This window comes from Caballeronia udeis, assembly GCF_001544555.2.
Classification (GTDB): domain Bacteria; phylum Pseudomonadota; class Gammaproteobacteria; order Burkholderiales; family Burkholderiaceae; genus Caballeronia; species Caballeronia udeis.
Genome location: NZ_FCOK02000005.1, coordinates 147,773 through 168,417, shown reverse-complemented (window position 1 = coordinate 168,417; position 20,645 = coordinate 147,773). Strand labels below are relative to the sequence as shown.

Sequence of the window (20,645 nt, the reverse complement as noted above, 5' to 3'; positions counted from 1 at the left end):
CGGGTTCCGTGGCACTGCAGGTCTTGCGAATTGGTGAATCACACGAAACATCGCAGGGAAATAGGCGCCCCAGAATCATTTAATTGCTTAAGTTTATCGGCAAGCTGGCCGTTATACGGTTCGAGGCGATGGGCATGGACTCGAATCATCAATGAGGGAGACACATGAACGATAATACGATCGGGGCGCAACGCACCTGGTTTACCATTAAAGCGCGGCTCGGCGTCGCCGTAGGCATCATGGCTTTGCTGATGATCGTTATCGGCGTGCTTGGGCTAGTCGGCATGAACCGCAGTAATGAATCGAATCGCCAGACCTATTCCAAGCAGTTACCCGGGACCGTCGCGATCGGCAACATGGAAATTTTCGTGGCGCGCGAGCGCATGGCGCTTGACCGGGCGGCACTCTCGCCGGAGGACGGGTCGGCTGCATCGATCGTCAGCAGGGCCCAAGGTTTCCGTATCGCTTCCAACGACTCGTGGAAGAAATACTTGAGCCTGCCCCGGGACGTCCCGGAGGACCATCTCGCTGAAACCACGAGCACGTCCCGGCTCAACATGCAGGCAGCACTCGACGTATATATCGCTGCGATCAAAGGCGCTAACCACGACGCGATTGTTGACGCAGCTAATCGCCTGACGCCGGTCTATGGGGTCATGACCAAAAGCGATGACGCGTTGAAGAGTTATCAGGAAGAACTCGGGCAGACAGGATACGAGCGCGCAGAACGCAATTCCTCGATGCTCAGCATTGCATGCCTGGTCATGGTGGCGACGGGCGTTATAGTAGCCGGCTACAGTTGGATGTCGCTGCGGCGTGCCATCGGCGTGCCCATTGCAGATGCGCTGAGGCATTTCAATCTGATCGCGAGCGGTGATTTGCGCGAGAAAGTCGATGTGAGGTCACGCGACGAAATGGGCATGCTGCTTGCCGGCCTGTCCCGTATGCGCGCAAGCCTCATCGACACCGTGAGCGCCGTGCGAGGCGGGACCGAATCGATAGGCGCGGCGACGCGCCAGATTGCGAGCGGTAACGCCGACCTCTCTAGCCGCACCGAGGAGCAAGCGGCTTCGCTCGAAGAGACTGCGGCAAGCATGCAGGAACTTACGGGCACGGTACGCCAGAATGCCGAAAACGCGCGGCAGGCCAGCACGCTCGCCGTCAGCGCATCGGCGATCGCGAATCGAGGCAATGACGTGGTGGGCCGCGTTGTCGGAACCATGGCCGAGATCAACGACAGTTCAATTAAAATTGCCGACATCATCGGTATTATTGAAGGCATTGCTTTCCAGACCAATATTCTTGCGCTCAACGCTGCGGTGGAAGCGGCGCGCGCCGGAGAGCAAGGGCGGGGCTTCGCGGTGGTCGCCTCTGAAGTGCGTGGCCTTGCACAACGATCCTCAAGCGCCGCGCGGGAAATCAAAGAATTGATCCTGACCTCGGTCAATCGCGTAAAGAGCGGCTCTGCTCTTGCGCAGGAGGCGGGCCAGACCATGAACGATATTATCGGAGCAGTGCGGCGCGTAACCGACATCATGGGCGAGATCACCGCTGCCTCGGAAGAACAGAGCAATGGTATTGAGCAGGTTGCGCGCGCGGTCACGCAAATGGACGATGTGACACAGCAGAATGCCGCCTTGGTCGAACAGGCCGCTGCTGCTGCCGCTTCACTGGAAGGTCAAGCTCAGGCACTTCGCACGTCGGTCGAAATATTCAAGCTGGAACACGCGGTGTGAGTGCTTGACGGGAGAAGGGGTTTGTACGCTGCCATGTTGGAGGCCAGGGGCGCGCGCCTTGGAAGTTATCGCAAGAATGAATGTCGTTCGCACATGGTAGTTTGTGCGCGTGCGGCTCAAGCTTGTCTGGCCGCCGGCGATGCTGCGATTGACCTCGCACTTGGCCTGGCGCAGCAACTTGATTATGTGTTCGGCCCACGACTGCCGGGTGGATTCCCACACCCCGATCAACTCGCGCAGACGATGCGCGTTGCATGACGCATGCTATGCAATCATAGTAGGGGTAAGGCACCCAGCTGTCGTGCACCGCGACCCCGGTAAATGAATGCAGGGTACCGAAGCTGATCAGTAATCTCGGAAAACAAATGCGTGCTCGCTCGATCTAGATAAAGGGGGAAACTTGGACTATCGAGACTTATTGGCTAAGGCTGCCGAACTGGATCGCCAGATTGCATTGGCCCGCGAAGTGGAAGCAGCGGGAGCTTTAGCGGAGATTAAGGCGAGAGTCGCCGAGTTCGGATTTACGGTCGAAGATGTGTTCTCAACCAAAAAGGCAAGGAAGGAACGCAAGCGCAGCGGCCCGACGTATCGAGACCCGGAGTCGGGCGCCACTTGGAGCGGAATGGGGCGGGAACCTGGTTGGATCAAAGGTAAGAATCGCGCAGCATTTGTGGTTGGCGACGAATATTCGGCCTCGGAAAACAGGGAATCGCCCATTGAACAGCTTGAGTCATTAGGATTGCCAGCAACCTTCCCCGCAGCGTTGATGCCCGAAGCCGGCTCGCGCTTCGTTAGTGATTGCGTCATGGGTATGGACAAAATGGCGCTCATGAAGCTCGCACGCGACAGGGGCTTCATGCCGTCCTGGTCTCGCCTCGCGCACCTTGGCGCTGGCGTGTACGAGCTTGGGCTGACAATTGATGGTCGTGGCGTTCCCCTGTTGGTGCGGATGAAGGTGGTAGAGCCGGCGTGACCAGCACAAGGAGAATGTATCACTGCATTTGTCAACCGCCATCAACAAGGTAAGCAGGGCAAGGGGAAAGCTGAGTGTTGATAGAACTGCCGAGCGTCGTCCGCGATTTGTGGTGCGCGCAGCAAGCGCTTGCTCTTCATTACGCGAGTACTGGGCTGAAGCGCACACTCGACGGCCGACTTGCAGGTGACATTGCAGAAGCGTTGGCGCTGCATCATCTGACTTGGCCAAGTCGAACCGGCCATCATGCAAAGCTTACCAGCCGCCCTGAAACGCCTCGCAGGAAGCGAGCAGGCGTCTGGCGTTATTGCGTTCCGGTGCGTCGATCCAATTGGCTGCGCCGGCGGCATACGGCTTGCATGCGCTACCTTACCCGTTGAAAGGATCGAGCCTGGACCGGTTGACCGGGCAATTGCAACGGGAAGTTTCTGGCCTCAGCGGTTACACCCCGCGCGGGCGCTTGCTCATTGCCAGAATGTAACGGTGTAACGCGGTGAAAAATGGCTGTAGCGCGAATGTAGATTTGGCTCTCTAGGATGCATGAACGCAAACCGTTGCGATTCATTCATGCAAGGAGATTCCCATGCTCAGCCCTCACGAGTTGTCGACACTGCTCCTGATCCAGCATTCACCGTCGCAGGTGGAACCGCAATGTTCCGATGTGGCCAGTCTCGAGCACGAGCACCTCGTCCGGATTGAAGCGACCACAAATGGCCGGGCCATGCCCCGACTGACCGCGCGGGGCTCCGAGTTATTGCAGCAGTTGCATCGATTCTGCACCCGTCAGTTCGCCGGCTACCGCTAATCCATTCGCCGGGCAGCATCGTCCTGTGTCATGACAAGCGCATGCGCGGCGGCGAGTATAGACAGCGCCAGTTCGCGATCGTCTACCGCACGCGCCAGTGTGATCGCTCCCACGATAGTGGCCACTACCCCTAGTCCCACCGCCTGGTTCTCACTCCCCGCTGCTTGCGTCAAGTGCCCTGCAAGCTGCCGCAAATACGTGGTGTAGAGCGCCTTCACATCCGCCGTTGCATGCACCGAGTCGCCGGCAAGTGCACAAAGTGCGCATCCGGTGCCTGGATTGTCCGCGTGCGTGGGGTTCAGGTAGGCGTCGGCAATCGCCTCCAACGGCGTCTTTGCATGTTCCGCCGCATCGACCGTGCGCGATCTCAAACGAGTCTGGCCTTTCGTCAGTGCCTGTTCCAGCGCGGCCCTGATCAACGCCTCACGCGATGAAAAATGCCCATAGAACGCGCCATGCGTCAGTCCCGCACTGCACATGCAGTCGGCAACGCCCAGCGCTTCAAGGCCGTGTTCGCGAATCTGCCGCGCAGCTACGTCCAGCACACGTTGCCTGCTCTCTGCCTTCTGTGCCTGTGAAAACCCCATCGCATCCCCCGCTTGACAATCTGCATGATGAGAATAATACTGAATTTGTGAATTATGTTCAACATGCAGATGACGGTATTGATACTGCCGATGCATCTTTCAGCCGCGACCGGCGGCGACCAGCACAGGAGAAGGACTCATGCGATTCACTGACAAAACTGCTTTGATTACGGGCGGAAACAGCGGTATCGGTTTTGCGACGGCGAAGTTGTTGATTGCCGAAGGGGCGCGCGTGGCGATCACGGGGCGTGACCGTGCGAAGCTTGACGAGGCGGTTTCCGAGCTTGGTGCAAACGCGCTCGGCATTCAGGCTGATCTTGACGATCCCATGGCAATCGATTCGGTGATCAAGCAAGTCAGTGATGCTTACGGTTCGCTTGATATCGTGTTTGCCAATGCGGGCATTTCAGGGCCAACGCCATTGGGCGGCACTACCGCCGCGGCGTTCGAGGCAATTCTGCGCACCAACGTGACAGCAGTTTTTCTGACGGTTCAAGCCGCGTTGCCGTTGATGTCGGCAGGGGGATCGATCGTGCTGAATGGCTCCGTCATGCGTGAGCTTGGGCGGGCGGGTACGGCGGCTTATTCGGCGTCCAAGGCCGGGATCACCGGGATGGCGAAAGTGTTCGCCGGCGAGCTCGTGCAACGCGGCATTCGCGTGAACACGGTGATCCCCGGTGGCACCCGCACGCCGATCTGGACCCGCGGCGCACGGACGGGCGCGACGATCGACGGCACGGAACAAGCGTTGTCGGGGGCTATTCCAATGGAACGCTTCGCTGCTGCTGAGGAAGTTGCGGAGGCGGTTGCGTTCCTGGCCTCGAATGGTGCGTCCGGAATCACGGCTGCCGAGATTGTGGTCGACGGCGGCACGATCGGCGCGCCATGGGCGTCCCCAGCGCTTCGTGCAAGCTGAGCCTGCCCATGCCCCGCCGCAACGCGTGGAGGGGCATGGTCGCGCTGTACGACACGCACGCGGGTACGCTTACCGTGCCCGCAGCGTCTCCGATGGAGATTCGCCGAACATTGCCTTGTAGACCATCGAGAAACGCCCGAGATGCGCGAAGCCGCAATCGAGGGCAATTTCAGCGACCCTCACATCGAGAGGCGCCGCACGCAATGCATCACGTGCGCGTTCCAGCCGCAATTGCCGCACATATTGCATGGGACTCACGCCGCGAAACTGCTGAAAGCCGTCGCGCAACGTGCGAGTCGAGACACCGGCAGCGTTGGCAATATCGAGTAATTCCATCGGCTCCCTGCAACGCGCTTCAATGAACGCCTCAGCGCGCTTCACGAAGCCGGGTGACACGGGCGAGCGCTTCGAAGCGAAACCCGACGCTCTATCCTTGCCCACGTAACTCGTGGCGAACAGATCGATCAGCAAACCTTCAAGATGCGTCGCCACACGCGGATTGCTGCGCGCACTGGCGAGCAATTCGGGCGAACTCGCGACCAGTTGCAATTGCTGCATCCAGCCGCGTAAATCCGAGCTGCCCACCGGCACCAGCGAGGCAAAGTCCTGCGCGGCCAGTCCCGCGTGCGCGTTCAGCGCTACCGGATCGATCCGCAGCACAAACTGTTCGCAGCCCGGCGAGAGCAGTGCATCGAACGCCTGCCCCGGCGCACATAAAACGCCCTGGTCGCGGTTCACCTGCATGGAACGTCCCATCGTGCGGACTTCAGCGTTGCCGTTTACGCAAAACATCAGCAGGTAATAACCGTCCACCGCCTTGACGTCCACGCGCATGGCGTCGCCGAAAGCGATCGTGCCGAGACCCAGTCCGCCGAGCCTGACGAAATCCATATGCGAGCGGCCGCGGCCCGTGCCCGAGGGTACGAGCGCGTGCGGCTGCATCACGCGCGAGATCAGTTCGCGGGTTTCATCGAGGTCAGTCGATTCGAATAATCGATAACCCCGCAACGCGTCAGCACGAAAGGCGGCTTGCGACATGGACGGTTCCGGTCGGTGAAAACAATCACGGCGATGCTCAGGGAAATGCTCAGGCAGATGCTCATGCAGCCTCGCAGGCACATGGTAATTCACTTCGCCGTTCTGCCCGAGCCCCGTGCCGCGCGCCACCCGCTTCCCGGCGAAAACGTGCCGGAAGTGGATAGCGGAGCCTGCGCGCAGCCGTTATCGGATAGACCCGCTATTTTGGCGCTCCAAAAATCGCAGCACACCAATCCCCCACAAAAGGAGAAATCGCCGTGGAAACGAATGCGATGAACGCCCAGGATGTACCGGACGCACCGGACGGCGGGGCTGAATTCCCCCTTCGCCCGATGAACCCGCTCGACTCCGATGCGGTAACTTTTCCTCATGACGACGGCTCGCGCGTGCCCTACAAGGTCTTCAGCTCGCAGGCGGTGTACGAGCGCGAGCAAGAGCGGATTTATCGCGGACCCACCTGGAATTTCGTGGCGCTGGAAGCCGAGATCCCGAATCCGGGCGACTTCAAAAGCACCTTCGTTGGCGACACGCCCGTGGTTGTCACGCGCAACGACGACGGCTCGCTGGCGGCGTGGGTCAACCGCTGCGCGCATCGCGGCGCGTCCGTTTGCAGGAAGTCCCGCGGCAACGCGAGCTCGCACACGTGCGTGTACCACCAGTGGAGTTTCGACAAGAGCGGCAACTTGCTGGGCGTCCCGTTCCGGCGCGGGCAGAAAGGCATGACCGGCATGCCCGCCGATTTCGATCCGAAGAATCACAGCTTGAGAAAGCTTCGCGTGGAGAGTTATCGCGGGCTGGTGTTCGCGACCTTCAGCGAAACGGTCGGTCCCTTGCCTGAGTATCTTGGCGCCGAAATGCGGCCCTGGATCGATCGGATCTTTCACAAGCCGATTGAATATCTCGGCTGCACGCGGCAGTTTTCAAAATCGAACTGGAAGCTTTATTTCGAAAATGTGAAGGACCCGTATCACGCGAGCATGCTGCATCTGTTTCATACGACTTTCAACATTTTCCGCGTCGGCATGAAGGCGCGTTCCATACCCGACGCCACCCACGGACTGCACAGCATCATCACCGTGACGAAGACGGGCGAGGACACATCGGCGGCCTACAAGCAGCAGAACATCCGCTCCTTCGACGAAGGCTTCGCGCTTGAAGACGATTCCATCCTCGGCCTGATTTCCGAATACGAAGAAGACACGACCAATCATATCCAGCCGATCTTCCCGCAACTCGTGATCCAGCAGATCCACAACACGCTGGTCGCGCGCCAGTTGCTGCCTAAAGGGCCCGATAGCTTCGAGCTGATTTTCCACTTCTTCGGTTATGCCGACGACACGCCGGAGATGCGCGAGCTGCGTATCAAGCAGGCGAACCTGGTGGGACCTGCCGGTTATATATCGATGGAAGATACGGAGGCCACCGAACTCGTCCAGCGCGGCACGATCCGCGACGCCGGCGCGACCTCGGTGATCGAGATGTCGCGCGGCAATCCGGACCAGCAAGACACGGTCATCACCGAAAGCCTGATCCGCAAGTTCTGGGTCGGTTACCAGAAGCTGATGGGTTATTGAACGTCGAGGAACGAGATCATGGAAGCAATGAAGCTGTGGTTCGAACTGCACATGTTGCAGGACCAGTACATCAACAACCTCGACAACGATCGTCTCGAAGCCTGGCCGACGCTCTTCACCGAAGACTGTCTGTATGAGATCGTGCCGAAGGAAAACGCCGACATGGGCCTTCCAATCGGCATCATCTATTGCAACAACCAGAAGATGCTGCGCGATCGCGTGGTGTCGTTGCGCAATGCCAATATCTTCGAGGAACACAGCTACCGGCACATGACGTCCGGGCTCTGCGTGATGGCGGAGAAGGACGGCGTGATCGAAACCGAGAGCAATTACGTGGTGATCCAGACGCGCACGAACGGCGAATCGAACGTGTACCAGGCGGGCAAGTACTACGACAAGGTGGTGCGTACCGACGCCGGTTTGCGATACCAGTCAAAGCGCGTGATCTATGACACTTCGCGCGTGCAGACCCTGCTCGCCACACCGATCTGAAGGAGAGAAGAATGAACCAGTTGGCTCATACGTGGTTTCCCGTTGGCGCACTCGATGACTTCGAAGAAGGAGAACCGGTTGCTGTTGTTGCGGGTAACAAACCCATCGCGGTCTTCCGTTTAGGCGATGAGGTATTCGCGTTGCACGATCTTTGTACGCACGGTCACGCGCGTCTCTCGGAGGGATTCGTCGAGAACGGTTGTGTCGAATGTCCCCTGCATCAGGGGCTTGTCGACATTCGGACGGGTGCGCCGCAATGTGCGCCTATCGTGGAAGCGGTCCGCACGTATCCGGTTCGCATCAACGAGGGCAGCGTCGAGATCCATGTCGAATGAAGCGTATGTGATCGCCGGCGCGGGACACGCCGCGCGGCGTGCCGCCGAAACGCTTCGGCTGAAGGCGCCGGAGAGCCGCATCCTGATGATCGGTGAGGAGGCGGAACTGCCTTACGACCGGCCGGTGTTGTCGAAGGATGCGTTGCTTGGGGTCGAAGGCGAGCAACGCGCTTTTATCCGCGATGCAAACTGGTACGCGCAGCAGCGTATCGAGATGCGGCTGGGCGTGCGGGTGACCGCGATCGACCGTGAACAGCAGTGCGTGTTGCTCAGCGATGGCGCGCGGGTCGGCTATCAGCGCTTGCTGATAGCAACCGGATCGCGGGTGCGGCGTTTTAGCGGACCGGTCGACGAGGGTGTGAAGCTGCACTACGTTCGCACTATCGCCGATGCGCGCGCGCTGCGCGAAGTGCTCGCGCCGGGCGCTCGGGTCGCTGTGCTGGGAGGCGGATTTATCGGGCTGGAGGTGGCGGCGTCAGCGGTATCGCGTGGCTGTGCGGTGACGGTGATCGAGCCCGCAAGCCGCTTGTTGCAGCGTTCAATGCCGGCTGAAGTTGGCGCGTTCATGCTCGGGCTGCATCGGCGTCATGGCGTGGATATGCAGCTCGACACCACGCCGCTTGCCATCGACAAGACTCCCACCGGCGCGATGATCAAGACCGATCGCGGCGAAGTGCATGCGGACGTGGTGGTGATCGGCATAGGCGTTGTGCCCAACGTGGAGCTGGCCGCATCGGCGGGATTGCTTGTGGATAACGGCATTGTGGTGGATCAGCATTGCCGCACCGCCGACCCGCTGATCTTCGCCGCGGGCGAAGTGACGAGTCACTTCAACGCGCTGCTGGGGCGGCATGTGCGGGTGGAGTCGTGGCAGGTGGCGGAAAACCAGCCTGCCGTGGCGGCCGCGAACATGCTTGGCGGCGAGGAACTTTATGCCGAGATGCCGTGGCTTTGGTCTGATCAATATGCCTGCAATCTGCAGACGCTGGGCGTTTTTGCGGCGCATCAGTCGGTCTTCAGGCGAGGCGATCCGCAAGGCGGTTCGTTCTGCATGCTGGCGCTTGGTGCGGACGACAGACTCGAGGCTGCGGTGACGGTGAACTGCGGCCGGGAAGTGGCGGTGTGCCGGCGGTTGATGGCTGCGGGAAAAGTATTGGACCACGCCCGTCTCGCCGATCCGGATACACCGCTCAAAGCCCTGCTCAAATAGAGGCTTGTCTTGACTGGCCGTGGTGGCCAGGCTGGAACGAATGCCTATTCCGAAAGCCTGGGAAGCGCGCGCGTATGATCTACGTCTAGAAGTTTCCGGGGCGGTGAGGTGAGTGGCGAATACTCGTCCACCGCTCACCGACGCGAACAAAAACTGGACGTAGAGGAGAGATTCAACGCATGAAGTTCGACACAGTCGTGCTGGGCGCGGGCATCGTAGGGGTATCGATCGCCATTCATTTGCAAAAGCGTGGCCGCTCGGTTGCGCTGGTGGACCGCAAGCGTCCCGGACTCGAAACCTCGTTCGGCAACGCGGGGCTGTTGCAGCGCGAGGGTGTCTATCCCTATGCGCTTCCCCGCGACATCGGCACGCTGTTGCACTACGCGCGCAATTCGTCTATCGACGTTCATTACCATCGCGATGCATTGCCCGCGCTCGCGCCCTTCCTCTGGGCCTATTGGCGCAATTCCGAACCCGCGCGCCATGCCGCTATCGCGCGTCAGTACGCCACGCTGATTGAACATTGCGTGACCGAGCACGAGGTCCTCGCGCAGGAAGCCGGCGTCGAGTCGTTGTTGCGGCCAACGGGCTGGATCAAGGTGTTCCACACTGCCGCCGCGCGGGACGACGAGTTGCGCGACGCCAAGCGGTGGCAGCGCGAGTTTGGGGTGCAATACAAGCTCCTCGATCCGGCGAAGTTGCAACTCGCCGAACCGCATCTCGACCGCTCGCTCGTGGGCGGTCTGCATTACACGGATGCCGTGTCGGTCACTGATCCGGGTGCGCTGGTCGCGGGTTATGCGGCGTACTTCGAGCGCCTCGGCGGCCGCTTCCTGACTGGCGATGCAACGTCGCTGGAAGCCGAGGGCGACGGTTGGCGCGTGACGACGCAAGACGGTCCGGTCAGTGCGTCGTCGGCGGTGATCGCGTTGGGCCCCTGGGCCCAAGACGTGACGTCGGCATTGGGCTACCGGCTGCCGCTTGCGGTCAAGCGCGGTTACCACATGCATTACGCGCCGCAACCCGGGACGGTGCTGAATCATCCCGTGCTGGATGTGGACAACGGTTTCCTGCTCGCGCCAATGGCGCGCGGCATTCGGCTGACAACGGGCGTTGAGCTGGCGGATCGCGATGCGCCGAAGACACCCGTGCAACTCATGCGTGCCGAGCCCTTGGCACGTACGCTGTTCCCGCTGGGCGAGCGGGTGGATGAGGAACCGTGGATGGGCCGGCGCCCGTGTACGCCCGACATGATGCCGATCATTGGCCCCGCGCCGCGTCACAAGACCTTGTGGTTTGCGTTCGGACATGCGCATCACGGCTTGACGCTCGGTGCGGTCACCGGCCGGCTGATCGCGTCCATGATGACGGGGGAGGAGCCGTTCGTCGATGTCACGCCGTTCAGGGCCGACCGCTTCGGGTCAGCCTGACGCCGCCGGCAATCACTCACCTTGGCTCACCTTGCAATCGAGACCCTGCTCTGAAAATTTGTCGATAGCCCCGTAGAATCGGGGCTGACGCTGAAGCATGTCCCGCTCGTTTCGGCCCTGAGCCGAACGTCGAATCCCGATCCCCGACCCTAATCGTGCCTACGCCAATGAACGCTACCACTGCCGAAAACCACGTGAACCAACCCGAGATCTGGCTGATCCGTCATGGTGAAACCGAATGGAGCCTGTCCGGCCAGCACACGGGCCGCACCGATATCCCGTTGACTGACCACGGGCGCGAACAGGCGCGATCGCTGCGGCCGGTGCTTGCGGCGCAGCCCTTCGACCTGGTGCTGTGCAGCCCGATGTCCCGCGCTCGCGACACCTGCGCCGAAGCAGGTCTTGGTGCTCAGGCAGAAGAAGAGCCGCGCTTGAGCGAATGGAACTACGGTATTTATGAAGGCCGTACGACGCACGATATCCGCGCCGAAGATCCTGACTGGGCCGTGTGGACTTCACCCATGCCGGAAGGTGAAAATGTAGAAGCCATCCAGGCCCGGGCAGAGTCCTTGATCGAGCGGCTGCTTGCCACGAAAGGGCGCATCGCGCTGTTTTCGCACGCGCATTTTCTGCGGGTTCTCGGCGCCTGCTGGATGGCTGATTCAGCGGCGCTCGGAGCACATCTGCTACTCGATACCGCGTCGGTCAGCGTGCTTGGTTTCGACCGCGAAACGAGGGCGCTGAAACACTGGAACGTGCGTTATCCGCAGTCGTAGGGCAACGCCTGGAGCTTAGAACAAGTCCTCGTGCCGGAAATTCACGAGGATCTCCGCGACACTCGCCGTATTCGGCATCGCTATGGTGTTCGCGATCAGCAAGGCCAGATCCTCAGGCTGGGTCAATTCCTGAGGATCGACGTCGGCTACGCCCGCTGCCATGTCGGTATTCACGAAGCCGGGGCAGATCGCCGTCGCGCGGATGCCGTCATCCCAGCCGGCTCGCCGCACCGCATGATTCAACGCTATTACCGCATGCTTCGACATCTGGTAACCCGCGTTCAGGTTTTTCACGCGCTTGCCCGACAACGACGCAATCTGCACGACCCGGGCGTCGCCGGGTTTGCGCAGATGCGGCAACGCGGCCTGGATCAGGCGGAAGGGCGCCTTCACGTTGATATCGAGGGTCTCTTCGAGTTGCTCGCCCGTGCCGTCCTCAAGCGTGATGTGCGTGCAGATTCCCGCATTGTTGATCAGGACATCGATACGGCCAAAACGCTCGACGGTCGCGTCGACCCAACGTTGTCCGCTGAGCGGATCGCGTGCTTCATAGGCATACGTGAATGCGTCGAAGGGGATGCGCGACGCTGAAGGGTCACGCATGCCGAGGGACAACCGATAACCTCGCCGGTGCAATTCGGTGGCTACCGCCAGGCCAATCCCGCGATTCGCGCCGGAAATCATCGCTACCTTGTTCATGGTCCAGCTCCTTGCTTAAAAACCCGCGTCAATAACGACCTTCGTGCCGTCACTGAAACGGCTTAGCCGGAACATGTGCGGATCGACAAGCGGCGTGTCGTTCGCGACGAGATCCGCCATCAGTTTTCCCGCGGCCGGACCGATGCCAAACCCATGCCCTGAAAATCCGGTGCCGATGAAAAGCCCCGGCACGCTTTCAACGCCCGATATCACGGGAATGGCATCCGGTGTCACGTCCATGAGACCCGCCCAGCGCTGCGCGATACGCGCGCCGCTCAGATGCGGAAAGACCTTCACGAATTCACGCAGGCCGGCATCGGTGTAAGCGGAAATGGGCTCCGGGTCGAGCGTGCGAACGTCCTCGAAGGCGGTCCGTTGATCAAGCGCCCAATGACGCGGACGACGCAGTTCATCGAAGAAACGCGCGCCTAATCCAATCCGCAATGCGCCCATCTGACTCTTGAGCGCAGGGATATATTGAGGAAACAGGCGGAAGCTGTCAGGCGTGATATCCGTATAGGTGCGAAAGCCGAAAGCAATCGTATAACCGCCGTCCGCGCGCTTGCGGAACGCAAACTCCTTGTTACTGGCGCTCACCATGGGACCGCCTTCAATAGGCGATGTCCGCAACACGGAAGCCTTCACCATCAACTGCGGCACGTTGACATCCAGGTTCCCGCAGAAGAGCCGCGACCACGCACCGCCCGCTACCACCACGCTCTTGCAGCGGATTGTTCCCAGTTCGGTCACCACCGCGCTGATGCGTCCAGCGGTTGTTTCCACACCGCGCACCGCACAGGGCGTGAGGATTTTCACGCCGCGTTTGCGCAGCGCATTTGCGATCGCCGGTGCGGCTTTCTGAGGTTCAGCGCGGCCGTCGCCGGGCGTGTACAGGCCGCCCTTGAAAGACCTCGTTGCGCCCGGCAGCAAACCGGCCACGGTCTTGGGATCGACTTCACGGGTATCGAATGCATCGTTGCCGGCTAATGCGCGCGCTTTCTCAAGCCATACGCGATGCTCGTCCATCTTCGCATCGTCGTTAGCCATATAAAGGATGCCGCACTGCGTGAAGCCGGTGTCGATGCCAAGCGTGCGGTCTAGCGTGCGCCACAGTTTCAGGCTTTCAATGCTCAGCTCGAACTCGCGCATGTCGCGATGCGTGACACGCACCCAGCCCCAGTTGCGGCTGGATTGTTCGCCCGCTATATAACCCTTCTCGCACACTGCAACGCGCAGGCCTTTATCGCTCAAGTACAACGCCGTACTCACGCCAATAATCCCGCCGCCGATCACCACGACATCCACTTCGTCCGGCAGGAGGGTGTCGTCGGTGACGCTCTCGACTGGTGGTCCCATAAGCTTGTTATTCCCCGGGGTTGGTCTAGTTGTGTTGTTCGGCCATGCCCGCGCGCGCGGCTGCTGCCTGACGCTTGAGCTGCTTGCGCGTGGTGGCGCCGCTTGCGCCGCCGTAGCGTGGATTCGAATGCCGGTTGGTCCAGCGGTCGATATGATTGATCGCGTGCGTGAGGGGCACGGTAATCAGCAAGTAGACGAGCCCGGCTGCAACCAGCGGAGACAGGTTGGCCGTGTTCACCGACGTGTTCTGTCCAATCGTGAACAAGTCCCGTTGCGAGGTCAGCAAGCCGAGAAAATACACAAGGCTTGAATCTTTCACGATCGAAATGAACTGGTTCGCAAGCGCAGGCAGAATGCGCCGGATGCCTTGCGGCACGATCACATGACGCATGGCGGTCCAGTACGTCATGCCTAGCGCCTGACATGCGGAGAGTTGCCCTTTGCCCACGCTCTGGATGCCCGAACGAAAGATCTCCGCTATATACGCCGATGAAATCAGCCCTAGCGCCACGATGGCAAGCGGATACGGATTCGGGCCGAACACCGCGAGCCCGACCGGCGCCAGCCCTTGCCCCACGAGCAGGATCACGAGCGCCGCCGGCAGACCGCGAAAGACTTCGACGAACACGCGCGCCGGCGCTTCGAGCCAGCGCATGTGCGACACGGCCATCAACGCCAGCACCATGCCCGCGATGATGCCGAGCAGGGTCGAGAACAGCGACAGCACGAGTGTGTTCACGAGCCCGGTTTCGAGCAGCGAAGGCAGCGATCCCGTGAGCAACTGCCAGTCGAGGAAGTTCTGCAGGAATGCGTTCATGGCGCTCTCCGGATCATGTCGGCGAAAGGTCAGCTACCGGTTTTCATCTCGTACGGCGGCAGGCTGGCGGGCTTCGGATAACCGGGATGGAACTTCGTGTAGAGCTTCATCCAGGTACCGTCCGCCACCAGCTCGTTAAGCGTCTTGTTGACCGCGGTCTCTAGCTTGACGTTGCCTTTGCGTATCGGAAAACCGGCCGGCAGGTTGATGGCGGAGATATCCAGCCGGTCGGCAAGATTCAACTGCGGGTACTTGCTTTGCAGACCGTCGACAAGCGATTTATCGATGAAGAAACCATCGATATATTTCGAGCGCAGGGAGAGAAAACCCGCGTTCACGTTCGGGAACCGCACGATCTGCGCGCCCGGCAGGTAGCTGTCCGAATACGTGTCTTCAATCGTACCCTGGACCACGCCAATCCGCTTGTCCTTGACCGACGCTTTGTCGCTCGTGATCGCGCTGTCGGGCAAGGTCGCTACGCTAAGCAGCCCGGTAAGATAACCCTCGGAGAAATCGACCATCTTGAGCCGGTCCGTCGTGATCGATATCGATCCGGCGGCGAGATCGATCTGCTGGTTCGACACGCTCGGCAGCAAACCGCTGAAGTCTTGCGCACGGAAGTCGACACTCAATCCCAGCTTGGCGCCAATCGCCCGCAGCAACTCCACGTCGAAGCCGGTCATCTTGCCGTTATCGATGTAGGAATAGGGCTTGTTGTTGGCGTCCACGCCGGCCATCAGTTTGCCCGGCGCAAGGGTGCCGAGGTCGTCGGCATGCGCGCCGGTCGCGGCTATCAGCGAGAGGGAAGCGACGATAGAAACGAGGCTGAAAAAGTGTCGAAACCGCATGATGTTGCTCCAGGGGAAACCAGCGATGAGTTGAAAATACGACAGGTCGATGCAGCGTCACTAACAGGCTTGAACACGAACGTCAGGGTCAGGGTTAGCGTCAGGACAGCGCGCCGCGCACGCGGCCGTTCCAGCAGTCGTCGAGCTGATAGAGCACGGCGCCCACCGGCACGCTCAAGCTGCGCGCGATGCCGCCCGGACTCAGCGGAAACGGGCCTTCGCCGAATGCACCGGGCGCGGCATCGAGGCCTGATAGTGTTCTTGCAATGCGCTGCCCGAGGTAACTCATCAAGGCGACGCCATTGCCGTTGCAGCCGAGTGCGTAGAACACGCCGTCGTGCTCGCCGATATGCGCGAGCTTGTCACCGGTCATGGCAACGTATCCCTTCCATGCATGCGTGATACGAACGTCGCGCAAGGCGGGCCAGAGCTGCACCATCTTTGCGTGCAGGATGCGGGCCGCCTCGCGTTCGCCGACTTCGCGAAACGACGGCCGCGAGCCGAACAGCATGCGCGTGCCGTCGGGCGAAGGGCGCGTATAAAACAGGTTGCGCTTGGAGTCGCTGATCATGCGGCGGCCCGGATTCAATACATCCATGAGTCCCGGCGGCAGCGGTTCCGTGGCGATCTGATAACTCGCCACCGGCAGCACGCGACGCGATAAAAACGGCGACAGGTTTCCCGTATAACCGTTGGTCGCGACCAGCACCCGCTTGGCATCGACCTTGCCGCGCACTGTATGGACAGTGAAGCGCGCGCCGGTCCGTTCAATCCGTTCCACGGCCGCGTGCGAATGCAGGCTTGCGCCGCAACGCCGCGCAAGATCGCGTAGCGCGCGGTGATATTTCGCCGTATGCAGGCCGCCGTATTCATCTACGAGAATGCCGCCGTAGTAGTAGTCCGACCCGACTACCGCGCGTTGCCCGGCACGTGTCACCACGTGCACGGTCACGCCGGTTTTCTCGCGCAGCAGCTCGCCTTGCTGACGCAGCCGCTCGAAATGACCGGGGGTGAACGCGCCGAAAAAGCGGCCTGTTATCTGCAGGTCGGCGTCGAGCGATTCGCTGGCGATCAGGTGCTTGAGATACTCGAAACTCGCCATGGATTCGGCCATCAAGCGGCTCAGCCGCTCCGCCGATACCCCGCGAATGGCGTCAGTCAATGCCATTTTTTGCCCGCTCGACAGCATGCCGCCGCTGCGCGTGCTGCCGCCTGCACCGATCTCGGCGGCATCCAGCACAGCCACCGACGCACCTTGCCGTGCCGCTTCAGCCGCCGCCGACAACCCGCAATAGCCGCTTCCCACGATCACCAGATCCACGCTTGACGGCAGGGCGACGCGCGACGTTTCGGGCGGCGCTGCGTCCCACCAATACGGTGCGATGCGGAAGTCATCGTGGAAAAGCAGTGCGTCGGCTCGCATGGTTCGCTGGCAGTGACTAGTTGCAATCAGTCTAGGAGCGGTTCTTTCATCCGGTCAAATACGGCCAAAAAGGTCTGCTATTCATTTTTGATATGACAAGCTTCCATGCGGAACGGGAGAATCCCGCAGGAGGAACACACATGAACCAGAAGCAAATCGAAGCGTTCAGGCTGGTGATGCTGCGCGGATCGATGACCGCAGCGGCTGAAGAACTCGGCACCTCGCAGCCCAGCGTCAGCCGCTTGATTGCGGAACTGGAGGCGTCGACGGGACTGGCGCTTTTCACACGCAACGGCGGCCGGATCCAGGCCACTGATGCAGGCACGGCCTTCTATCGTGAGGTCGACCGTAGTTTCGTGGGACTCGAAAAGCTCGGTCATTCAGCGCGGGAAATCCGCCAGTTCGGCACTGGCAGGCTGCGTCTGGTGGCGCCGCCGGTGCTCGCATTATCGTTCGTACCCCTTGTGATCGAGCGCTTCCTCGCGGCATATCCGCGTATTGCGGTGTCGCTGGAAATGCGTAGCGAGGGCACGATCCAGCGCTGGGCATCGTCGGCCTATTGCGACGTTGGTTTTGCCACCACCACGCCCGATGCATTCGGCGTGACCAGCACGGAGTTGTATCGGCTGGCGGGGGTCTGCGCGCTGCCTGCCCACCATCCGCTCACCGCACGCAAGCGCATCCATGCGCGTGACTTGAGGGACCAGAGCCTCATCCTGCCGTCCTATGCCGACGACACCCGCTCGTCGCTCGACCGCGCGTTGCGGCAGGCCGGGGTGAACCAGGTGCCGGTGATCGAGACGCCTTACGGCGCGACCATTTGCGCAATGGTCGCGCGTGGCCTGGGTGTGGGCGTGGTGAATCCGCTGGCTACTTCCGATACCAATCCCGCGCGCATTGTGTTCCGGCCGTTCTCGCCGGACGTGATGTTTCGCGGCTTCACGGTCTGTCCTCAGTTGCCCCATCCGAATCCGCTGGTGACGGCTTTCCTCGATCTCACCCGGGAAACGATGGCCACTGAGGTGGCCCGTTTGCGAGGTCCCGCCGCAATGTTCTGAACTTTTCCCGCTAGGTGTTTCGCCGATTTTTCTTGACGCCGTATATTCACGTATATAAAGTTTTATTCACAGGCAGGAATAATGAGATAGAAAAACCGTTACCGATGGAGACAAAAATCTTGACTCAAACCCCTCTGGGTTCGCTCGACGGCATTCGCGTGATCGATTTATCGCGTGTGCTGGGTGGTCCTTACTGCACGCAGATCCTCGCCGACCACGGCGCCGAAGTCATCAAGATCGAACCTCCCGCGGGCGACGAAACGCGCACCTGGGGTCCGCCGTTCGACGGCGATACCGCGTCGTATTTCCTCGGCGTGAATCGCAACAAGCTCGGCGTGTCGCTGGACCTGTCAGAGGAAGCGGGGCGCGCGAGGCTGCTTGCGCTGCTCGAAACCGCTGACGTGCTGATCGAAAACTTCAAGCCGGGTACGCTCGAGCGCTGGGGTATTGGTTACGAGCAACTATTGCAGGCGCGCTTTCCGAAGCTCGTCCATTGCCGCGTATCCGGTTTCGGCGCGGATGGTCCGCTTGGCGGCCTGCCGGGCTACGACGCGGCGATCCAGGCGATGACCGGCATCATGAGCGTGAACGGCGAGGCGGACGGTGAGGCCACGCGTGTGGGCATTCCGATTGTGGACATGGTCACCGGCCTGAACGCCGCGCTCGGCATCCTGATGGCGTTGCGCGAACGCGAAGGCAGTCAGCTTGGGCAGTTCGTGGAGTCCACGCTGTTCGACTGCGCGCTGTCCCTCTTGCATCCGCACACGGCGAACTATTTCTACTCCGGCAAGCCGCCGCAGCGCACGGGCAATGCACATCCGAACATCACGCCGTACGACATGTTCCATACCGGCAGCGTCGATATCTTCCTGGCGGTGGGCAACAACGCGCAATTTACAACGCTGTGCGAAGTGCTCTGGACGCCTCAGCTTGCCGACGATCCGCGCTTCGAGAGCAACAAGGCGCGCACGGCGAATCGCAGGGAACTGCGGCGCGAACTGGAAAGCGTGTTCGAGCGTTGGGACGGGGCGGTACTTGCCGATACGCTCATTCGGCGCGGCGTGCCGTGCGCGCCAGTGCTGTCCATCAATGCCGCGCTTGATTTGCCGCATACGGCGCATCGGGGGATGGTGGTGTCGATGGAAGGTTACAAGGGCATTGCCTCGCCGATCAAGCTCAGCCGCACGCCTGCCACCTACCGGACGCCACCGCCCAAGCTCAACGAGCACGAGGCGCAGGTCTTCGATCAAGCCCCGAAGGGAGACGCCTGATGCTCGCGCTGACTGGCACTATTGCGATCGTCGCGCTGTTCGGCCTGATCATCACCAAGCGGCTTTCGCCGCTGGTGGCGCTGATCGCGGTGCCGACGGTCGCGGCGCTCGCCGCTGGCTTCGGGTTATCGACAGCGAAATTTATTGTGCACGGGGTACAGGCAATCGGCCCGGTAGCGGGGATGTTTGTATTTGCGATTCTTTTTTTCGGAATCCTAACAGATTCGGGCATGCTCGATCCGATCATCAACGGCATCTTGCGGATGGTCGGCGCCAAACCCACGCGGATTGTGATGGGGTCGGCGCTGCTTGCACTGCTGATTCACCTCGATGGCTCGGGCGCGGTCACGTTTCTCGTCACCATCCCCGCCATGCTGCCGCTTTACACGCGCCTCGGACTCGACAAACGGATCCTCGCTTGTGTTGCATCGATGGCGGCCGGCGTGAACTTCCTGCCCTGGGTGGGGCCCATGCTGCGGGCCTCCGCCGCGCTGCATATTCCGACCACGGTGATTTTCTATCCGATGATTCCGCTGCAAGCGGTCGGCCTCACGTTCGTGTTCGGCTCGGCTTACTGGCTCGGCAAGCGCGAAGAGAAACGCCTTGGTCTCGGCAAGGGTGCGCCGGAAGCGGTGTTGCAGCCGCGTGAACTCTCCGCGGAAGAAGCGGCGCTGCGGCGGCCCGAGCGTTTCTGGATCAACGTGGTGCTGACGGTGGTCGTGCTTGCCACGCTGGTGAGCGGGATCGTGGACCCGGTCGTCATGTTCATGCTTGGCACCGTGGTCGCGCTGATCGTGAACTATCCGGAGGTCGACGCGCAGCGCGCTCGCATTGACGCCCACGCGAAAGCGGCGTTGATGATGGCGAGCGTGCTGCTCGCGGCGGGCGCATTCACCGGCATCATGTCCGGCACCGGTATGCTCTCCGCCATGGCGCAGGTCGTCGTGCAGCACGTTCCCGCCGAACATGCACGCCACATGCCGTTCGTGCTGGGTTTGCTATCCATGCCGCTGTCCCTGCTGTTCGACCCCGACTCCTTCTACTTCGGCATTCTCCCCGTGATGGCGGAGAGCGCGAAGCTGCTTGGCGTGCCGCCCATACAGATGGCGCAAGCCGCATTGCTCGGTCAGATGACCACGGGTTTTCCGGTCAGTCCATTGACGCCCGCAACGTTCCTGATTGTTGGTTTGACAGGCGTTGAACTGGCCGAGCACCAGAAGTTCACGATCCCGTTCCTCTTCGCGGCCACGTTGCTGATGGTTGCGGCAGCGGTGGTGATCGGTGTGTTTCCGCTCTAGTAC

The 20,645-nt window shown here is 60.9% G+C and carries 20 protein-coding genes; 13 read left to right on the top strand and 7 right to left on the bottom strand.

From position 1 onward, the window contains the following. The first annotated feature begins 164 nt into the window (after nt 1–164). The 3 genes from AWB69_RS50275 to AWB69_RS06135 all read left to right on the top strand — a co-directional run bounded on the left by AWB69_RS50275 (nt 165) and on the right by AWB69_RS06135 (nt 3,514). Nucleotides 165–1,736, top strand: a complete 1,572-nt coding sequence (locus AWB69_RS50275) for a methyl-accepting chemotaxis protein (RefSeq protein WP_062083255.1) — start codon at nt 165–167, stop codon at nt 1,734–1,736. Nucleotides 1,737–2,136: 400 nt separating this feature from the next. Beyond that, nucleotides 2,137–2,709, top strand: a complete 573-nt coding sequence (locus AWB69_RS06140; RefSeq protein WP_082913277.1) for an H-NS histone family protein — start codon at nt 2,137–2,139, stop codon at nt 2,707–2,709. Nucleotides 2,710–3,292: 583 nt separating this feature from the next. Continuing rightward, the gene (locus AWB69_RS06135) at nt 3,293–3,514 is read left to right on the top strand and encodes a hypothetical protein (protein WP_062083253.1); all 222 of its coding nucleotides are present in this window, start codon (nt 3,293–3,295) and stop codon (nt 3,512–3,514) included. Here the strand turns inward: AWB69_RS06135 and AWB69_RS06130 are convergent. After that, the gene (locus tag AWB69_RS06130) at nt 3,511–4,101 is read right to left on the bottom strand and encodes a TetR/AcrR family transcriptional regulator (RefSeq protein ID WP_062083251.1); all 591 of its coding nucleotides are present in this window, start codon (nt 4,099–4,101) and stop codon (nt 3,511–3,513) included. The two genes, AWB69_RS06135 and AWB69_RS06130, sit on opposite strands and share 4 nt — an antisense overlap. 139 nt (nt 4,102–4,240) lie before the next feature. Here AWB69_RS06130 and AWB69_RS06125 point away from each other — a divergent pair, with 139 nt between their 5' ends. Next, nucleotides 4,241–5,017 (top strand): SDR family NAD(P)-dependent oxidoreductase, encoded by a 777-nt coding sequence (locus tag AWB69_RS06125; RefSeq protein ID WP_062083249.1) that lies wholly within the window; start codon nt 4,241–4,243, stop codon nt 5,015–5,017. Between the two features lie 69 nt (nt 5,018–5,086). Here the strand turns inward: AWB69_RS06125 and andR are convergent, their stop codons facing one another. Next, nucleotides 5,087–6,055, bottom strand: coding sequence for an anthranilate 1,2-dioxygenase regulatory protein AndR (andR, locus tag AWB69_RS06120; RefSeq protein WP_062083246.1), 969 nt, complete (start codon nt 6,053–6,055; stop codon nt 5,087–5,089). Nucleotides 6,056–6,387: 332 nt separating this feature from the next. Here andR and andAc point away from each other — a divergent pair, with 332 nt between their 5' ends. The 6 genes from andAc (at nt 6,388) to AWB69_RS06090 (ending at nt 11,872) form a co-directional block, all read left to right on the top strand. Further along, entirely contained in the window at nt 6,388–7,629 is a 1,242-nt protein-coding gene (gene andAc / locus AWB69_RS06115; RefSeq protein ID WP_156528757.1) for an anthranilate 1,2-dioxygenase large subunit AndAc, read from the top strand. Between the two features lie 18 nt (nt 7,630–7,647). Continuing rightward, nucleotides 7,648–8,121, top strand: coding sequence for an anthranilate 1,2-dioxygenase small subunit AndAd (gene andAd, locus AWB69_RS06110; protein ID WP_082913276.1), 474 nt, complete (start codon nt 7,648–7,650; stop codon nt 8,119–8,121). An 11-nt stretch (nt 8,122–8,132) separates the two neighbouring features. Further along, nucleotides 8,133–8,456: an anthranilate 1,2-dioxygenase ferredoxin subunit AndAb gene (gene andAb / locus AWB69_RS06105; RefSeq protein ID WP_062083242.1), complete on the top strand. Its 324-nt coding sequence runs from the start codon at nt 8,133–8,135 to the stop codon at nt 8,454–8,456. Next, complete coding sequence (gene andAa, locus AWB69_RS06100) at nt 8,446–9,666, top strand: anthranilate 1,2-dioxygenase system ferredoxin--NAD(+) reductase (RefSeq protein WP_062083239.1); 1,221 nt, start codon at nt 8,446–8,448, stop codon at nt 9,664–9,666. The genes andAb and andAa overlap by 11 nt, the downstream gene beginning before the upstream one ends. Before the next feature lie 179 nt (nt 9,667–9,845). Beyond that, the gene (locus AWB69_RS06095) at nt 9,846–11,096 is read left to right on the top strand and encodes an NAD(P)/FAD-dependent oxidoreductase (RefSeq protein WP_062083236.1); all 1,251 of its coding nucleotides are present in this window, start codon (nt 9,846–9,848) and stop codon (nt 11,094–11,096) included. A gap of 194 nt (nt 11,097–11,290) precedes the next feature. Then, a complete protein-coding gene (locus tag AWB69_RS06090; RefSeq protein WP_062083374.1) occupies nt 11,291–11,872 on the top strand; it encodes a histidine phosphatase family protein in 582 nt (193 codons plus the stop codon). 15 nt (nt 11,873–11,887) lie between these two features. Here the strand turns inward: AWB69_RS06090 and AWB69_RS06085 are convergent, their stop codons facing one another. From AWB69_RS06085 to AWB69_RS06065, 5 genes are all read right to left on the bottom strand, one after another. Then, the gene (locus tag AWB69_RS06085) at nt 11,888–12,571 is read right to left on the bottom strand and encodes an SDR family NAD(P)-dependent oxidoreductase (RefSeq protein ID WP_062083234.1); all 684 of its coding nucleotides are present in this window, start codon (nt 12,569–12,571) and stop codon (nt 11,888–11,890) included. Between the two features lie 15 nt (nt 12,572–12,586). Further along, nucleotides 12,587–13,927: an NAD(P)/FAD-dependent oxidoreductase gene (locus AWB69_RS06080; RefSeq protein WP_062083232.1), complete on the bottom strand. Its 1,341-nt coding sequence runs from the start codon at nt 13,925–13,927 to the stop codon at nt 12,587–12,589. Nucleotides 13,928–13,952: 25 nt separating this feature from the next. Beyond that, nucleotides 13,953–14,744 (bottom strand): amino acid ABC transporter permease, encoded by a 792-nt coding sequence (locus AWB69_RS06075; protein WP_062083230.1) that lies wholly within the window; start codon nt 14,742–14,744, stop codon nt 13,953–13,955. Nucleotides 14,745–14,773: 29 nt separating this feature from the next. After that, a complete protein-coding gene (locus AWB69_RS06070; protein ID WP_062083228.1) occupies nt 14,774–15,592 on the bottom strand; it encodes a substrate-binding periplasmic protein in 819 nt (272 codons plus the stop codon). A 100-nt stretch (nt 15,593–15,692) separates the two neighbouring features. After that, a complete protein-coding gene (locus AWB69_RS06065; protein ID WP_062083227.1) occupies nt 15,693–17,015 on the bottom strand; it encodes an NAD(P)/FAD-dependent oxidoreductase in 1,323 nt (440 codons plus the stop codon). Between the two features lie 140 nt (nt 17,016–17,155). On the opposite strand from AWB69_RS06065, the gene AWB69_RS06060 reads away from it, so the two are divergent. From AWB69_RS06060 to AWB69_RS06050, 3 genes are all read left to right on the top strand, one after another. Beyond that, on the top strand, nt 17,156–18,073 hold the full coding sequence (locus AWB69_RS06060) for a LysR substrate-binding domain-containing protein (RefSeq protein ID WP_062083226.1): 918 nt from the start codon (nt 17,156–17,158) through the stop codon (nt 18,071–18,073). 119 nt (nt 18,074–18,192) lie between these two features. Then, nucleotides 18,193–19,344, top strand: coding sequence for a CaiB/BaiF CoA transferase family protein (locus AWB69_RS06055; RefSeq protein WP_231936996.1), 1,152 nt, complete (start codon nt 18,193–18,195; stop codon nt 19,342–19,344). Beyond that, the gene (locus tag AWB69_RS06050; RefSeq protein WP_062083224.1) at nt 19,344–20,642 is read left to right on the top strand and encodes a CitMHS family transporter; all 1,299 of its coding nucleotides are present in this window, start codon (nt 19,344–19,346) and stop codon (nt 20,640–20,642) included. The genes AWB69_RS06055 and AWB69_RS06050 overlap by 1 nt, the downstream gene beginning before the upstream one ends. The last annotated feature ends 3 nt before the right edge of the window (nt 20,643–20,645 follow it).

What these genes read in the sequence shown, in the direction of transcription:
- AWB69_RS06135 (WP_062083253.1), top strand. Translation starts at nt 3,293, where the DNA reads ATGCTCAGCCCTCACGAGTTGTCGACACTGCTCCTGATCCAGCATTCA.
- AWB69_RS06050 (WP_062083224.1), top strand. Translation starts at nt 19,344, where the DNA reads ATGCTCGCGCTGACTGGCACTATTGCGATCGTCGCGCTGTTCGGCCTG.
- andR (WP_062083246.1), bottom strand. Translation starts at nt 6,055, where the DNA reads ATGTCGCAAGCCGCCTTTCGTGCTGACGCGTTGCGGGGTTATCGATTA.
- AWB69_RS50275 (WP_062083255.1), top strand. Translation starts at nt 165, where the DNA reads ATGAACGATAATACGATCGGGGCGCAACGCACCTGGTTTACCATTAAA.
- AWB69_RS06065 (WP_062083227.1), bottom strand. Translation starts at nt 17,015, where the DNA reads ATGCGAGCCGACGCACTGCTTTTCCACGATGACTTCCGCATCGCACCG.
- andAb (WP_062083242.1), top strand. Translation starts at nt 8,133, where the DNA reads ATGAACCAGTTGGCTCATACGTGGTTTCCCGTTGGCGCACTCGATGAC.
- AWB69_RS06085 (WP_062083234.1), bottom strand. Translation starts at nt 12,571, where the DNA reads ATGAACAAGGTAGCGATGATTTCCGGCGCGAATCGCGGGATTGGCCTG.
- AWB69_RS06075 (WP_062083230.1), bottom strand. Translation starts at nt 14,744, where the DNA reads ATGAACGCATTCCTGCAGAACTTCCTCGACTGGCAGTTGCTCACGGGA.
- andAa (WP_062083239.1), top strand. Translation starts at nt 8,446, where the DNA reads ATGTCGAATGAAGCGTATGTGATCGCCGGCGCGGGACACGCCGCGCGG.
- AWB69_RS06060 (WP_062083226.1), top strand. Translation starts at nt 17,156, where the DNA reads ATGAACCAGAAGCAAATCGAAGCGTTCAGGCTGGTGATGCTGCGCGGA.
- AWB69_RS06130 (WP_062083251.1), bottom strand. Translation starts at nt 4,101, where the DNA reads ATGGGGTTTTCACAGGCACAGAAGGCAGAGAGCAGGCAACGTGTGCTG.
- AWB69_RS06095 (WP_062083236.1), top strand. Translation starts at nt 9,846, where the DNA reads ATGAAGTTCGACACAGTCGTGCTGGGCGCGGGCATCGTAGGGGTATCG.
- andAd (WP_082913276.1), top strand. Translation starts at nt 7,648, where the DNA reads ATGGAAGCAATGAAGCTGTGGTTCGAACTGCACATGTTGCAGGACCAG.
- andAc (WP_156528757.1), top strand. Translation starts at nt 6,388, where the DNA reads ATGAACCCGCTCGACTCCGATGCGGTAACTTTTCCTCATGACGACGGC.
- AWB69_RS06125 (WP_062083249.1), top strand. Translation starts at nt 4,241, where the DNA reads ATGCGATTCACTGACAAAACTGCTTTGATTACGGGCGGAAACAGCGGT.
- AWB69_RS06080 (WP_062083232.1), bottom strand. Translation starts at nt 13,927, where the DNA reads ATGGGACCACCAGTCGAGAGCGTCACCGACGACACCCTCCTGCCGGAC.
- AWB69_RS06070 (WP_062083228.1), bottom strand. Translation starts at nt 15,592, where the DNA reads ATGCGGTTTCGACACTTTTTCAGCCTCGTTTCTATCGTCGCTTCCCTC.